16 protein-coding genes are annotated in these 15346 nt (G+C 40.5%); 15 read left to right on the top strand and 1 reads right to left on the bottom strand.

Going from position 1 to position 15346, the window contains the following annotated elements:
• Positions 1-5: 5 nt before the first annotated feature.
• The 15 genes from R3P39_RS07880 to R3P39_RS07810 all read left to right on the top strand — a co-directional run bounded on the left by R3P39_RS07880 (position 6) and on the right by R3P39_RS07810 (position 14220).
• Positions 6-455, top strand: a complete 450-nt coding sequence (locus R3P39_RS07880) for a hypothetical protein (protein WP_336566746.1) — start codon at positions 6-8, stop codon at positions 453-455.
• Positions 456-570: 115 nt separating this feature from the next.
• Positions 571-1548: an alpha/beta hydrolase gene (locus R3P39_RS07875; protein WP_336566745.1), complete on the top strand. Its 978-nt coding sequence runs from the start codon at positions 571-573 to the stop codon at positions 1546-1548.
• A gap of 189 nt (positions 1549-1737) precedes the next feature.
• Positions 1738-2352, top strand: a complete 615-nt coding sequence (locus tag R3P39_RS07870) for a LysE family translocator (protein WP_336566744.1) — start codon at positions 1738-1740, stop codon at positions 2350-2352.
• Between the two features lie 645 nt (positions 2353-2997).
• Positions 2998-3348: a hypothetical protein gene (locus R3P39_RS07865; RefSeq protein ID WP_336566743.1), complete on the top strand. Its 351-nt coding sequence runs from the start codon at positions 2998-3000 to the stop codon at positions 3346-3348.
• Positions 3349-3438: 90 nt separating this feature from the next.
• Positions 3439-3981: a hypothetical protein gene (locus R3P39_RS07860; protein WP_336566741.1), complete on the top strand. Its 543-nt coding sequence runs from the start codon at positions 3439-3441 to the stop codon at positions 3979-3981.
• Between the two features lie 93 nt (positions 3982-4074).
• Positions 4075-5145: an addiction module component gene (locus R3P39_RS07855; protein ID WP_336566739.1), complete on the top strand. Its 1071-nt coding sequence runs from the start codon at positions 4075-4077 to the stop codon at positions 5143-5145.
• A gap of 142 nt (positions 5146-5287) precedes the next feature.
• A complete protein-coding gene (locus R3P39_RS07850; protein WP_336566737.1) occupies positions 5288-6634 on the top strand; it encodes a serine hydrolase domain-containing protein in 1347 nt (448 codons plus the stop codon).
• Between the two features lie 715 nt (positions 6635-7349).
• Positions 7350-8060, top strand: a complete 711-nt coding sequence (locus R3P39_RS07845) for a polysaccharide deacetylase family protein (protein WP_336566736.1) — start codon at positions 7350-7352, stop codon at positions 8058-8060.
• 412 nt (positions 8061-8472) lie between these two features.
• Positions 8473-9540, top strand: coding sequence for a hypothetical protein (locus R3P39_RS07840; protein ID WP_336566735.1), 1068 nt, complete (start codon positions 8473-8475; stop codon positions 9538-9540).
• Between the two features lie 165 nt (positions 9541-9705).
• Positions 9706-10824 carry a serine hydrolase domain-containing protein gene (locus R3P39_RS07835; protein ID WP_336566734.1) on the top strand — a complete coding sequence of 373 codons (1119 nt, stop codon included), beginning with the start codon at positions 9706-9708 and terminating at the stop codon, positions 10822-10824.
• 277 nt (positions 10825-11101) lie between these two features.
• The gene (locus R3P39_RS07830; RefSeq protein WP_336566733.1) at positions 11102-11908 is read left to right on the top strand and encodes a substrate-binding periplasmic protein; all 807 of its coding nucleotides are present in this window, start codon (positions 11102-11104) and stop codon (positions 11906-11908) included.
• A gap of 223 nt (positions 11909-12131) precedes the next feature.
• On the top strand, positions 12132-12494 hold the full coding sequence (locus R3P39_RS07825; protein ID WP_336566731.1) for a gamma-glutamylcyclotransferase family protein: 363 nt from the start codon (positions 12132-12134) through the stop codon (positions 12492-12494).
• A gap of 242 nt (positions 12495-12736) precedes the next feature.
• Positions 12737-13063 (top strand): hypothetical protein, encoded by a 327-nt coding sequence (locus R3P39_RS07820; protein WP_336566730.1) that lies wholly within the window; start codon positions 12737-12739, stop codon positions 13061-13063.
• 28 nt (positions 13064-13091) lie between these two features.
• On the top strand, positions 13092-13631 hold the full coding sequence (locus R3P39_RS07815) for a GNAT family N-acetyltransferase (RefSeq protein ID WP_336566728.1): 540 nt from the start codon (positions 13092-13094) through the stop codon (positions 13629-13631).
• A gap of 103 nt (positions 13632-13734) precedes the next feature.
• Positions 13735-14220 (top strand): DoxX family protein, encoded by a 486-nt coding sequence (locus R3P39_RS07810; protein WP_336566727.1) that lies wholly within the window; start codon positions 13735-13737, stop codon positions 14218-14220.
• 56 nt (positions 14221-14276) lie between these two features.
• On the opposite strand, the gene R3P39_RS07805 is transcribed toward R3P39_RS07810, so the two are convergent.
• Complete coding sequence (locus tag R3P39_RS07805) at positions 14277-15287, bottom strand: diguanylate cyclase domain-containing protein (protein ID WP_336566726.1); 1011 nt, start codon at positions 15285-15287, stop codon at positions 14277-14279.
• Between the last annotated feature and the right edge of the window lie 59 nt (positions 15288-15346).

Below are 15346 nucleotides of genomic sequence, written 5' to 3'. Positions count from 1 at the left end.
GAATAATGAGATTTATTTTAGTTGTATTAGCTTTAATTAATTTTAAGGTAGCCGCGTGTGCTCAAGATTATTTAGATAGTTACTCGGATCAAAAAAAGTTTTTAGTTACTGTTAACCACGCGGATTTTGTTTATATCGGTGAAGTTGTCAGAACTTATCGTCCTCCGGGTACACCAAGTTTTTTCAAACTGGATACTGGGTACGTTTTTAAAGTTTTAGAATTACTAAAAGGTGAATCTCTGCCATATATGGAAGCTGAACAATCTTCGATGTGCGGAGTTAATTCTTCTAACACAGAAAATTATTGGCCTGATACAATCGGCGATGAGTTTGTTGTAGCAGGCAAATTTTATAATGATGAAAACTATATCAAAGCTGTTTACCCGTTGAATGAAGCGATTTTCTTCATGGCAGATATTATAAAAGCAGCTAACAAGCAATTAAACGGGGGTTAAAAACTTGCGGGCTTTTCGCTTCGCTCAAATTTTTACTCATAATTTTTTAACCCATTAATCGAACGTTTGCTGCCTAAGCAGAGTTCCGTGAGTAACTTAAAGTACTGTAGTAAAAATGAACAATACAATTAAACTAGTTTTCCTAATCATTTTTGTTCAGTTCTTATCTGGCTGTGCTTCAATTGGAAGCTACATAATATCTAATCCTGATGTTTATCTATCAGAGGCAGAATTTATCAAAGCTAAACCTGAAGAAATTGGTTTCACAAAACATGAATTTTGTTCGCATAATGCAAAGGAGTGCATCCAATATCTAACAGCGCCTCCTTACCTCTCTGAAAACTTTCCGGTGGGTAGCTCTGTTTACTACAACCTTCACGCAGTAGGCAATGGGGTAGAGAATACGGTGTCTCACACAATGACGCCTGATACATTTAACCGTTTTAAGGGAACCGCTTTATTGTTGCATGGATATGGCGGCAAAAAAGAAGTTATGATAGCTACTGCTATTTATTTTAGAGCGCTCGGCATGAAAGTGATCATCCCTGATTTATTTGGTCATGGCGAATCACTTGAAAAGTTTGCTTTCGGTTCTAAAGAGCATTCGTTGCTTTCTCAACTGCTCAGTCAATTAACAAGTAAAAAAGGTGACAAGGAACTAACACTTGTTGTTGGGCACTCAATGGGAACGCTAGCGGCAAGCAACTTACTGTCATCGGAATATGTAGATGCAGCTATCTTACTCGCTCCTATGATGAGATTCGACCTTGCCGCAAAAGAGTACTTACCTAATAAAACACCCAAACTGAGTAGTTTATTTTCTGATAGCGTAGATGATATTGTTACTCATACAATGAATGAGGCATCAGTTACTTTAGAAGAAACGGATTTGTTAATAAATTTAATTGAAAGCAGTAAACCAGCTTTGCTAATAAATTCGAATGTCGATTCAATTTCACCGCCAAGTTACTTTTCGTCAGTCAACAATGAGCAGGTAACAAAGCTAATATTTGAAAATCGCTCTCATTCAAGCCTAATGGTTTTCAGTCAAAAAGACGCCAGCATAATTGAAAAGTGGCTATTTGGTCTTTAAAAACAATGCAACAGCAGCTAACAAGCTGTTCAATAATTACAAATTACTGTTGGCTGCTCCTTCGTCGCTAATTCTAGCCATCAATATTTAGCACTGTTAACTGTGGTCAGACCTTCTACCGAAAACTTGATTGATCTTTGAGCTGCCCCCATATTTGTTTTATACGGAATACCCAGTAAGGAATACTATATGGACTACCTCTTTGCTGTTGTTTTGTTCGCAGCTTCGTCATCAGTGACACCTGGTCCGAACAATATAATGGTAATGACCTCAGGTCTAAATTTTGGCATCAGGAAAAGTCTGCCTCTTCTAACAGGTATTTGTGTTGGTTTCACAGTAATGCTCTTGCTTGTAGGGTTGGGGTTCTCGCAGTTATTTGAAATATTCCCTCATCTTTATTTCATCATTAAATGTATTGGAGTTTTGTACTTGCTATATTTGGCATACCTCATAGCGATCTCAGCTGAAGGTGTCGAGTCAGACAAACCAATTAGGCCATTTTCATTCATGAAAGGAGCTTTATTTCAGTGGGTTAATGCGAAAGCATGGGTTGTCGCAACAGGTGCCCTCGCAGCTTTTACAACGGTAGGTGCTAACTTCTTTGGTCAAAACGTTATGATTGCTTTGACCTTCTTTGTTGTTTCCTTTCCATGTGTGGGAGTGTGGTTGATATTTGGCTCTTTACTAAAAAATGCTCTGAATAATAGCTCAAGAAGCCGGATAATATTTAATTTCACCATGTCAGGCTTATTAGTTTTATCTGTTGTTCCCGTCATGGTGGAAATCGCAGAAAAGTTAGCTTAACAAACCAATTTAAAAGGCTTCTCATATTTGCTTTGCGATACTTAGCTGAAAAACGATAGCTAAGCGTTAACTTCGCCTCTGATTTAGGCTTTAGAGATCACAATAAGTATAATTTTCCCGAAAATAACTGAAACTCGCTTTTCCTCATTTTCAATATTTTGGTAGCTCTATCGAAATTATGAAGCACTACTTTTGGAGGGTGTCAGCCTTATCTGATATCGGTGATACTGGCAGAGGCGTTCAATAAGCGTAAAGATAATGAACCAGAAGAAGATGTTGTACGAACGAGATAGCAACCTGATGTGGTTGCCAGCGTAATAAATACAGCGATTAATGTAACTCTGCCATGGAGTGTTGAAAGGCAGAGCAAGTTCGGCTGTGCCAGAGCCACAGAACCTTGCCAAAGCTTGAAAAAATAGGTTTAATGGGACTCATAAATAACGTTGTTCAGGCAGGGATTGAGTCAGGTTATAGCGTTTAGCACCAAAAAACGGTTCAAGTTAACAGTCACTCAGCAAAAGCAAATCCCCATAGCATAAACCACACCAACCGGACACGGCGTGCAGGTAGCAGCCCAGTTCAACAAGCGATTATGCGTTCTGCGTACGCATGAATACTAAAGCGTTATGTTTAAAAGGAGTCACTGTGACAGAATCGGAAATTGGTGAAGAGTTAACTTCTTGGAAAAGTGAGTTTTCAGAGGCTATGTCATTGTTTGAGCATGCTGTAGACAAGAAAATTTTGAGAGAAATATCTCAACGATATAGTGAGCTTAAAAAGCGCATCATAGAGCGTTCAAATGAACTTCAAAAAGCAGATTCACTTGGCAAGCTCAATGAACAAGAAAAATTCTTATTATTACCAGCGATAAGGGAAGTTGCTTTACATTGTAATGCAAGAATTGGCTCTATGGACAAGCAGGAACTTAGTTCATCTTTGTATGACGGTGAAGACTATTTAACGTACCATTTGAGTAACTTAAACATAACAAGTTAATTAAACGGAAAAATAACAGTTGGCCATCGCTCCGCGATTATAGCCAACCATTATTTTCCGCTTATTAAGGCGTTATAGGTCAGGAGACAAATGAGAGAAATCGAAGGAATTGAACATGCTGTTGAAGTGCTTAGACCTCATATGGCTGACATTGATGCGCACTTCGAAGCCGAGAATGAGAAGTTCAAAGCACTCATAGCAAGAGAGCATGATGATCTAGGTAGAATATTGAAATGCCATCTCATCGTTGAGCATTACATGAATCAGTTTTTGATTTCCCATTATTCTATTAATGAATTTGATCAGGTAAGGCTTACATTCTCTCAAAAATCGAAGTTGCTACCTTCTGAAGCTAATGCGGTTGCATTTGTGAAGCCCGGAATTCAAAGGTTAAATTCAATACGAAATAAATTTGGGCATAGACTGGATGCAAATATAGAAGATTATGATCTCGGCGCTATTAACGAAATTTTATACGCTATTCGTCCAGAGGCGGAATTCAATGACCTTGTTGAAAAAATAGAGGCTTTTACAACCATCGCTTGCACTTGGCTAATTATTCCACCAAGAGAATTGCAAGACCTATTTATTCAAGCATTTCGAGACGTAAGAGCGCATGACTACGACCTATAACAAAGTTATCAACTGCGCGCCTGCGGCGCCGGACGCAGCAAAGCTGCGGCGGTTATAACAGCGTTAGGTTTTATCAGAAAATTGAGGAAATAAATGATCATAGAAGGAATGGAACTTGAGCAGTTTATTGAGAGAAACAATATAACTATTGAGGATTGGAATAAAAGCAAAATAGAATGGGATACTTTGAAAGAAATAGGTATAGACCATTTATCAAAGTTTGAACAACGGAAGGAAACAGCTGAGTTGTTTGCTAGAATAATTCAGAGGTGCTCCAAGGTACATTCAGTGAGGTGGAGAGTTAAAGATCCTGAACACTTAATGGAAAAAATAGTAAGAAAGACTACTGAAGGAGCCGAAACTTACAATGCTGCATACTTATCTATCGATAGCACAAACTATCATGAGATAATAACAGATTTAGTTGGTGTTAGAGCGTTGCACTTATTTAAAGATGATTGCTTTGAAATTGATGAATATCTTTGTCAGATATGGAATACAAAAGAAACACCAGTTTACTATGTCAGAGATGGTGATGAGGCGACTACTGGTCTTGATAGATTTGAAGTAAAGCAACATCCAGCTGGTTATCGTTCAATTCATTATGTTTTTGAATCGCAGCCATTGAATCAGAAAATCTATACAGAAGTCCAAGTTCGTACAATTTTTGAAGAGGGGTGGAGCGAGATTGATCATAAGGTGCGTTATCCCAACTTTTCAGATAACGAGCAGGTTTCTTACTTTTTAAGAATATTTAATAGGCTAGCAGGTAGCGCAGATGAAATGGGTTCTTTTGTTAAGGAGTTAGTAAATGAGCTGGAGTCTACGGCTCAAGAACTTGAACAGATAAAACAAGAAAATGTACATATAAAGAAAGAAAATGATAAGAATATAGCTGAAATTGATCGTTTGTTTAGTGAGCTTGATTCATCAAAGGGTCAAAATAGAACACAAGATAAGTTGGTTAAAGACTTAAAAGCTCAAGTAGAGAAACTGAAAGCTCAATCTCAAAAGACTGCTGTCATTCCTTCATCTCGTAGAAGTAATGCTCGAACAACGACAACATCAACGACTGCTAATATCTTAAAGTTCCTTGAGAGTCTTGAAGATAAGAACGTTGAGCAAAAGAAACATGTTCGTCCGAAGGTGGTAAAGAAAACCTAACAAATCGCACCATGTCGACCCGTTTTATTCGGCATTTTGGGTATAAATCAATGGTGGTGTTTATGGCAATCAATTTGGCTACTGCGTATACGGGCGCATGTGCTTAGCGTTAAATTTCCTTTGCAATGGAGTGTTTAATCCCATGTTGAAAAAGTTTCTGTTCAGCTCTCTGTTTTTTGCTACCTGTGTTGATGCACAAGAGGGCGATTTCTCAGCTATGTTATCTTGCCATGCATCATCGGATAAACCGGGACTTGCAATAAGCATCGAACAATCCGGAAAGCATGTTTTCAAAAGTGCTCTTGGTGTTGCAGACATAAGCACTCGCGAACCATTAAAAGTTGAACATACTTTTCAGATTGGCTCAATTTCAAAGCAGTTTACTGCTGCAGCAATACTTCAACTCGCTGAAAATAAAAAATTATCCTTAAAAAGTACTTTGGGGGATTTTATTGAAGATCTTCCAGTAGAGTACGCAAGCCTGACGATTAAAAGTGTTCTAAGCCATACTTCTGGGCTACCAAATTACAACTCTGATGCAGGGATCAGGCAGAGGTGGGATAAGTATGCTCCGATTGATGAAGTGATTAAATTAGTGAGTAAAATGCCCGTCTTGGCTGAGCCTGGTGTAGATTATGCGTATTCAAACACCGGATATATTTTGTTGGGAAAGGTGATTGAGGTTGCTTCTGGGCTGACATATAGCGAGTATTTACAACGAAATATTTTTTCTCCTTTAGGCATGAAGAATTCGTTTGTTGTTACTAAAGGGGAGAGTTCCAAGCGAATTGTTAAAGGCTATACCTCAAGCAGAAACGCGCCTGACCTGTATGTGGCTCCCGAAAACGTTGACCGCAGTTGGATTTATGCAGCGGGGGCAATAGCATCTACTCTTGATGACATGAGCCTGTGGCATCGTGGTTTAAGTTTTGGGAAGGTAATTTCGGCTGAAAATTATCAGCAGATGGTAACTAGAGCAAAATTAAACAACGGTGAATCAGTAAATTATGGATTAGGTACTGATGTATACCCTATAAGTGATCAACCGTCGTACAGTCATCAAGGGCAGGTGCCAGGTTTTATGGCATGGTCAGTCTATTTTCCATCTCATGATTTACTTGGCACAGCATTCAGTAACAATGACGCTGTTCACCCAGGCCCAGCTTTGTTAAATATGATTGCAAGGCAACTTAACCTTTCACCTGCGCCAATCGCTGAGAATGATATCATGGAGCAAGCTAACGCTCTGATTGGTACATACAAAGGTGCAGACGATACGGTTATGACTGTGACATTTGATAATGGTCAACTCAGCGCCATAAACGGCAATGGTGTCATGCAAAAATTAGTGCTTAGGGAAAATAACTCATTTTCTTATGAATGCACCGAAGATTATTATCAACTTCGAGAGCAGGATGATAAGCGTTTACTAGTTCCTGTCAGTATTTACAAGGGTGAACGAGCACCTTTAGTTAAAATGGAAATATAACAATCGCCATCAAAAACGACTCGCAACATTTTGCTCGCGTTTGTGGCGGGCGTTATAACTACTCGCAAATTCGGCTGTAGAATCGATATCATGGAGAGATGAAATTAGTAAACTAGTCACAAAAGAACACAAACTACTTCTGGTATTGTGTATATCAATGCTTCTTGCAGTTTTTGTCGTTAAATGGGCAAATGAAGATAGCCCAATTTATAGACCGCTAATTCAAGATATGCGTGTAGTTGACTGAGTTAAAATCGCAGATGTATTAGATCAAGAGCGTACTCACTACTATGCCGATGTGAAAAATCATATGCTATACGTCAACCAAGACCAATCGGAATTGGCTCGTGTCTCGTTGGCAAAAATCGGCATTGTTATTGAGTACCCAGAAATTACTAAACACAATGACCTGAATAAAGCTTACGATGAATTCATCAACCAAAGAAGCTAGAGGAAGAAACTGGAAAAATATGGCAAAGGCCTTGGTTCTTTAAACTAGTTAAATTGATTATGGGGGGCACTCGTAATTATTGTTCTAATTCTTGCTGTTGTTCGCCCAGCCCTTGCGTCAATAATTTATGAAGAAGATGAAAAGTAGTTATAACAAGTGCCTAAACCAAGGACGCAAAACAGCAGGTTTGCATTCCTTCGTCGCTAATTTTAGCCTGCTATTTTTGCTTTTTATCAAGAGTTATGAAAACAAGGATGAAAGCCATTGAAAAGAGTATACCTGACGATATTGATTCTCTCTGTAGTAATGATTTTGGGAGCTTGGAATATAAGTAAATCAAGGACTTTTCAGTTTTTTGGAGAGGTAGTCGCAAAGGCCGAAACAAATGAAAAGGTTATCGCCTTAACATTTGACGATGGTCCCTGGGGGGCGAAATATGCCACTCAAGTGTTGAATATCCTCGAAGATCATAATGTAAAGGGTACGTTCTTCCTCAATGGGTCGGGAATTCAACAAAACAAGCAATCGGCTATAGATCTGGTTAACGCAGGTCATCAGATAGGCAATCATTCGTACAATCATAAAAAGATGATGTTAATGGGGCTTGACGAAGTGAGGGAGGAAATCGACTCCACTACAGCCTTAATTCGCCAGATTGGATTTGAGAGCGAGATATACTTTAGGCCTCCATATGGTAAAAAGCTTTTTGTTTTGCCTTATTATTTGAAATCGAAAGGAATAAAAACAATCACATGGAATGTTGAGCCTGAAACCTATTCTAAAGTTGCAGGAAGTTCCGCGTCTATCGCAGAGTATGTTGTTAACTCTTCTACTCCAGGTTCAATTATTCTTTTACACGTTTTGGGGTCTAAAAACAGTGAGTCGCGAGGCGCTATAGGGCCAATAATTAAGGGGCTGAGAGCAAAGGGCTACAAATTTGTTACGGTCTCAGAGCTATTAGCGGAAAATGCATAACAAACGCAAGCAGCCAACTCGATGGGCTCCCGGCTTTTGCGGGCGTTGCACAAACAGACGAGTAGGGGACTTATATTTATATGAAAAATAAATATCCAAAGAGCCGTAATTCTTATGGTATTGCCGACTTATTTATCCCTCACACGGAATTGGCATTGTTAAGCTCAATGCGGAAATCTAAAACTTTAACAATAATGGTTATACTTTTCCTCTTGGCGTTTGCTAGTTTTTTATTTTTCTTATTTAAAATGGTGGGTTAAATTATTGTCTGCAATGTTTAGGGAAAATGTCCAACTAATAAGGCCTTAAAGTCGGATTCGTAACAGTTTGCTCGGTTCCACTTTATTTTATATTTTAGCAAAATGTTACTGGCTGGTTGGGGCGGTGTTAAATATACAAGGAATTGACATCGATGCAAGTATCTAAGAAAGAAGGAAAAGTGCTTGATGCAGCTATCAAGCATTGGTTAGAAGAAGACATTATCTCTGAGACAGAGAGTCAAAACCTTAAAGCTGCTTATGAAGTAACTTCTTTTGACTGGAAGCGTGTAGCGAAATACTCATTCTGGTTATCCATTTCCTGCATTGTTATTTCAATATCGGCTGTACTAGCTGATAAGTGGCTCATTGAGCTATTTAGAAAACTATTTAATGCACCAGACGTCATAAAATGCATCGGCTTTGCCGCTGTATCTGGCGGCTTATATTTTCTCGGGGTTAAAAGAAAAGGCTATTACCCAAATAAAGTTTATAGTAATGAAGCAATCTTTTTTCTGGGCGTAGCCGCTACGGCAATCTCTATTGCCTTTCTAGGAAAGGTAATAGGTACGGGTTCAGGGCATTTCTCATTATTGTTGCTACTTGCAGCAATTGTTTATGCCATATTAGGCCTTTGGTTTCCCTCTAAATTAGTATGGTTGTTTTCATTGCTTTCATTGGGTAGCTGGTTCGGTGCTGAAACTGGTTATGCATCTGGATGGGGAGCTTATTATCTTGGCATGAACTATCCGTTACGGTTTGTTCTCTTTGGCCTGATATTAATTTTCTGTGGTTCATACGTATTTAAATATTGGCAAGCTAAGCGTGAGTTTTTAGACTCAACGAAAGCCGTTGGGCTACTTTTCTTATTTATTGCCCTTTGGATTATGTCAATTTTTGGTAACTATGGGGATCCCGAAATATGGCAAAGAGCAAAACAAATTGAGTTATTTCACTGGTCAATACTATTCGCGATAGCTGCAATTGCCGCCATATACCATGGTGTAAAGTATGACGATAGAATGACTAGAGGTTTTGGTCTGACATTTATATTTATAAACCTCTATACAAGGTTTTTTGAATACTTTTGGGAGGGCACGCATAAGGCAATTTTCTTTGCTCTGCTCGCTCTAAGCTTTTGGTATTTTGGGACTAAGGCCGAAAAAATATGGCATTTAAGCCTAGTAAAAAATTTAACAAGTCAAAGCATTCGTACGCATTAAACTGCGCCGGTGCTTGAACGCTAGTGTAACTCCCCAAAAAATAAGGCACTTGCTCAGTTCGTTTGTGCGCTGAGGAAATAGATTTTTACAATATAGGCATTTATTCAAGGTAACCAAGGTATTAAGCTGGAGATATTGGACTGCACGCTACACAAAAGGATGACTGTGCTACAACACCTAATAAAACCAACCATTGCAACTGCTAGTGTAATTTCTCTGCTGCTGTTGAGCGCTTGTAATAGTGGCAGTAAACAAGACATTGAGTCATTTATTGCAGAGGAGCTCAATGGGCTGTTAATCAACAAAAATAGGCAAGTAGCGGCAGTCGCCATTGTCAGTGGTGAGCATACCTATCAGGCTTTCTTTGGACAATTACCAAACGGTGAAAAGCCAAACAGCAATACCCTATTTGAAATTGCTTCCATCACTAAAACCTACACTGGGTTACTTCTTGCTCAAGCAGTCTTAGACAACAAAGTGGTATTGGATGAAGACATAAGAACTTATCTAGGTTATGACGGTTATCAAAACCTACAGTATTCAAATACGCCCATCACGCTGCGTCACTTAGCCACCCATCGAAGTGGTTTACCGCAAGACTTCTCCTACACCCCTGAAGACAGAAAAAACGGGCGAGTTTTTGAAAAGATAGCATCGTATTCTAAACAACAATTTTTTTCAGACTTAAGCCAGTATCAACTTACCTCAGAGCCCGGTGATGAATACCGTTATTCCAATGTGGGCACAGTACTGGTTGGTTATCTTTTAGAAAAGGTGTATGAAAGGCCTCTCTCGGCGCTTGTGGCCGAGTTTATTACTAATAAATCGGGTGAACAAGATACTCAGTTTCGCTTAAATGCCGCAGAGGCTGCTGAAATAACAGTAGGGATAGATGGTCAGGGAAAACAACAACCCTTACTTAGTCGCTATTCTTCAGCTGAGGGCGGTTTAACAACGAGTGCGGCATCCATGACTCACTATATGCGTTATCTTCTCAATGCGTCTTCTCCAGAAATTGCTTTATCACAAACGCTACTTGCAGGAAGTGGCCGTGGTCATGGGCATGCTTTTTATTGGAACACATACCAGCAAAACTCAAACCAGCCGATGTATTATCTCAGTGGTGGGTCGATGGGCAGCTCAGCTTGGTTGGTAATTTACCCTAAACAACAGCTGGGGGTTTTTATTGTCACTAATTTAGCTGCTGGTGGTATTCAAGAAGACCTCAATGATATTTCCAATGAGATTTTTGAGCGTTACCAACAAGGCCTTAAAGAAATTTAAAGTGTCTCAGTTGTTATGCGCTACAGTAAGTCTGATAAGTCATGGCTAGACTCAAAAATTATGCATAAGTAAACGATTTATAGTCGTGCTTTAGCTTAATGAATCTCTTTTTTAGCTGAGCTCTTAAAACCAAAGATGATGAAAGCCTCAGAATAAAGAGTGGCTTTATTCCATTGTATAGTGTTTTGAAGTTGACTATATTGAAACCATTCAGCAGTTAATAGTAATAAGTTATTACCTTTTCTATGAATTTCGATAATAACCCAGAGTGTTTACAATGAAGTGGTGGCTTGGTCTACTAGGGCTCTTTAGTTGTTCAATGACTAGCGCTAAGGTGCTGGAGTTGTATACGGAGACCTTTCCACCGTATAACTTTTCCGTTAACAGCCAATTAGCTGGGATCAATACCGATCTCATCACCGAGGCTTGTGAACGGGCTAAAATTGAGTGCAACATTTCCTTACTGCCTTGGAAAAGAGCGTATAGGAATGCACAACTAGCACCTAATCGAGGCGTGTTCTCGACCTCTCGCACACCCCAAAGAGAAGAAAAGTTTATTTGGGTTGGACCTTTAGCATCGAGTTATTCTTGCATTTATCGGCTTCGCGATAGAGAAGATATAAAATTAGAAAGTCGCAAAGCACTGCGTCGTTATACCATAGGCATTCCCAGAGGGGACATTTACGAGTCGGTACTGAAGAACATTGGCTTAGTGGAATACGATCATTACTTAACTTATGCCAAGAAAAACGAAGACATCATTTTGTTTGAAAACGGCAAGCTAGATCTTATCATTGGTTCATCATTAACACTTGGTTATCAGCTCTCAAATGTCGATTTGACCCCTAAAGACGTAGTGCCTGTGTTAGAGTTGGAAGATAAGCTGCTGGTGGGTAACTTTCTTGCCTTAAATAAAAATACCTCGCCTGACATTATCTCCGACTTACAAACCGCCATTGATGAGCTTAAAGCAGAAAAATACATTGAGCGTCTTGTGGCGCACTATGTTGATAGCCAGTTAGATCAAACCATGCCGGTTGCAGAGCACTTAAAGTCTTGCCTTAGTGGTGAAGTAAAATACTGATCTCAGCTCAAAGCGACATCACTTAGTTTTAAGAATACCTTGATTTGTCCCTTTTTTGGTTTTACTTTGTCAGTAAGGCTACTTAGTGAGCTTGGTTGATGCGCTTTACGGAAGTGATTACGTTTAATTATAGGGTATTAAGTGGCCTGATTTTAGTATCGCTGTAAAATTGCATGGTATAAAGCAGTCACGGTTATTATGGTATTGATAGAAGGGGTAGTAAGTGGAAAGACTGTTCTCGTACGGCACACTACAGCAAGAAAATGTACAAATCGAAACCTTTGGTCGTAAGTTGACTGGTCATAAAGACACATTAGTCGGCTATATACTGAGTGAGGTGGCAATAAAAGATCCTGCTGTTGTCAAAGTCAGTGGCAAGGCCATTCACCCAATTTTAAAGTATACCGGTAATCCTTCAGACACCGTAGCGGGCACTGTATTTGAGCTTACGCCTGCAGAGCTTGCACAAGCCGATGACTACGAGGTGGATGAGTATATTCGGGTAACGGGAGTATTTAGCTCGGGAAATAAAGCCTGGGCATACGTATGCGCCGTTACCGAGTTGGGTCGGACAGCAAAGGTTTAATACTTAGCCTGTGGGTCGATTGAAACAATATTTAAAAGACAGCAGAGCCAACGGTCACTTTGAAATCCTCCATGAGCAGATGAGAACGGCGTTCTGGCAAGCATTGAATAAGCCACATTCACACATAGTGCCCGAAGACGAGGTTGATTTTTCCAAACCGTGGTGGGCGAAAACTGCGCAGCAATAACAGTAAAACATTGGTATAGTTGCTCGTAAATGCTGGGATTTATTGGAGTCTATTGATGTTTTTCTCAACCCCATTTTTATATCGTTTTTTACTGTTAGCGGTGATATTTAATTCACCGCCGTTACTGTTAATGCTGTTTTCAACGCTCGAGCTAGAGCCGGTTTTATTGGTGGCCAGCACCATGATTTGGGTGAATGTTCCACTGATGAGCGGACTCGAGTCGCTTTTCGCAGATACCAGTGTGACGTATGCTGAGTTCGGAGCTATAAAGGCGTCTTGGGGCGTGCTTACTGGAATTATCTTATTTTGGAGTTTGTGTGCGGGCGTAATTGCCAAGCTTTGGTTGTGGCAGCGTAAACCAGACCTAGAACACAACAAATAAATAGTATGGTTTGGTCGATGGAGCGACGATGAGGATCACAACAACTAGGTTTCTGCTGCGACCATTCACCCTTAATGATACTAAGGCATTAGCCGATATTTTAGCCGATGAAAGGGTCATGGCCCACTCAATCAATGGCGTGATGAGCCAAACGCAGACTCGAGACTTTATTAAAAGCTGTATTGCCTCATATCAACAGTATGGCTTTGGTCCATGGGCTGTGGTAGATAAAAGCTCCGATAACTTACTGGGTTTTTGTGGCTTAAAATGCGACCGGCTTGATGATCGAGACATCATCCACATTGGTTATCGCTTTCGCTTTGAATCTTGGGGGCAAGGGGTGGCAACTGAGTGTGCCCAAGCCGTGGTATCGTTTTGTAAGGAGCGGGCCATTTCCCAGCTATATGCTTTGATTGAGCCGAATCACTCGGCTTCTATGGCAGTGGCAAAAAAAGTGGGATTTATGCCGCTGGGCACCGTCCATTTTTACCATAAAGAACTTGCTCTTTATGGTCTAAGTACTACAACTTATAGCGAGAAGCTTTTTAAATCTCATAAGAACGGCTAGCTGTGGTGTTCTGATAGTTGATACGGATGCGTTGAGCGCAAATCCAGCGCAGCCAACTAGAGCATAATATTATAAATTAACGACATTATTTAAGGATAAATAAATGATCACACCGACTATAATCGTACTGCTTTTGCTCACTCCCGTTATTGCCACCTACCTGTTAGAGCGTTTTATCGGTGATGGTTTTTGCCTACAGAAAAGCGCGTGTTGGGGACTTGGACTAGCGTTTGTGTTTTTTGCTATTGGTCATGGGGTTAAAACCGCAGGCATGGTAGAAATGTTACCTCCTTGGGTGCCTATGCGAGTTGCTTTGGTTTACATCACAGGTCTACTAGAGCTGCTGATTGCTGTAATGCTGTTCATTCCTCGGTTTCAAGTGTTAGGGGCGAAAATTGCTATTGCCGTGCTGGTGGTTTTCTTTCCTGCCAATATTTATGCCGCGTTTCATAGTATAGGTCTGGGCGGTCATCAATGGGGGCCGGTTTACTTATTGATAAGAACGCCGTTGCAGCTGCTTCTTATTACTTGGGCTCATTGTTTGTGCATAAAAGGTGAGCGGTATCAAGGTAAATGGCTAAAGGCTTAATGTTACGGTGTAATGGCGGGGTTTTCGTATCTTTGATTGGCAGCGTGCGTTAACGCTTACTTGTCAGTCACAACCGGTGTCTGCTGGTAAAATGCATAACGCTCAGAATGCGATCTTTTGGCCTTATACATAGCACTGTCGGCTTGCTGGATGATGGTATCAATACAACATTGGGGGTCATGAAATAAGCTTACGCCAATACTGATGTGGCAGTGGTATTCGATATGTTCCAAGAAATACGGTTCACTGATTTTGTCAGCAATTTTCGCGCAAACTGTGGTGGCACAGTGTTGTGCTTGCTCATGGTTGTCAGAGAGCTTATTGAGTAACACAATAAACTCATCGCCACCCCAGCGGATTAACATATCATCTTCACGCACATTTTCGCGCAGCCGCTGTGCTACTTGCTTTAGCAGTAAATCACCAACATGGTGGCCATGGTTATCATTAATGGATTTAAAATCGTCTAAATCCAAAAACAACAATGCGCTGTAATAGCCTTGTAGGTGCTGCGATGCCACCCGAGCCAGTAAATCATGTTGCACCGCATGGCGGTTAGGCAATTCAGTGAGCTGATCAATATAGGCTAACTTTTCGGCCTCTAGATGGGCCAGTTTGCGTTCGGTAATATCTCGTGACAACACAATAAAACGTAGGTCTTGCTGCTCGCAAGCGGATGCTTGCTTACGAGCAATCGACACTTCAAACCAGCGCGGGCCAATGGCCGTGGGTAAATGGATGTGAATACCGTGGGCATAACCGCTTTGCTGTGCCACTTCTAAGCCTTGCATCACTAACTTGGCGGCCTGTTTCGGCATAACATCGCTAACGGTATGGCCGAGTAACTGCTCAGCGGGGGCAACTAATAGCTCTGGCCGCAATACATGGGCGTCCCAATGGCGGCCTTCACTATCCAGCTCAAACATAAGGTCTGGAATAGCACTGAGGGTTGAGCTCAGTGCTTCATAACTTAGCTGAGATGAAGCAACCTGCTCAGAAGCTCGGTCATCACTAAACATGAGCCGGCGTAACAAGCCATTCCATAATGTGGTGAGTTTTAATTTCATCGTTCGATTCATCACCATAACCAGCTAATCATTGTGTTTATTAATAAAAGAATATACTA

Origin of the sequence: Pseudoalteromonas sp. UG3-2 (assembly GCF_037120705.1) — a bacterium.
In the GTDB taxonomy this organism is placed as follows: Bacteria; Pseudomonadota; Gammaproteobacteria; order Enterobacterales; family Alteromonadaceae; genus Pseudoalteromonas.
The sequence above is the reverse complement of the archived record's forward strand: the minus strand, read 5'-3'. Positions and strand labels throughout refer to the sequence as shown.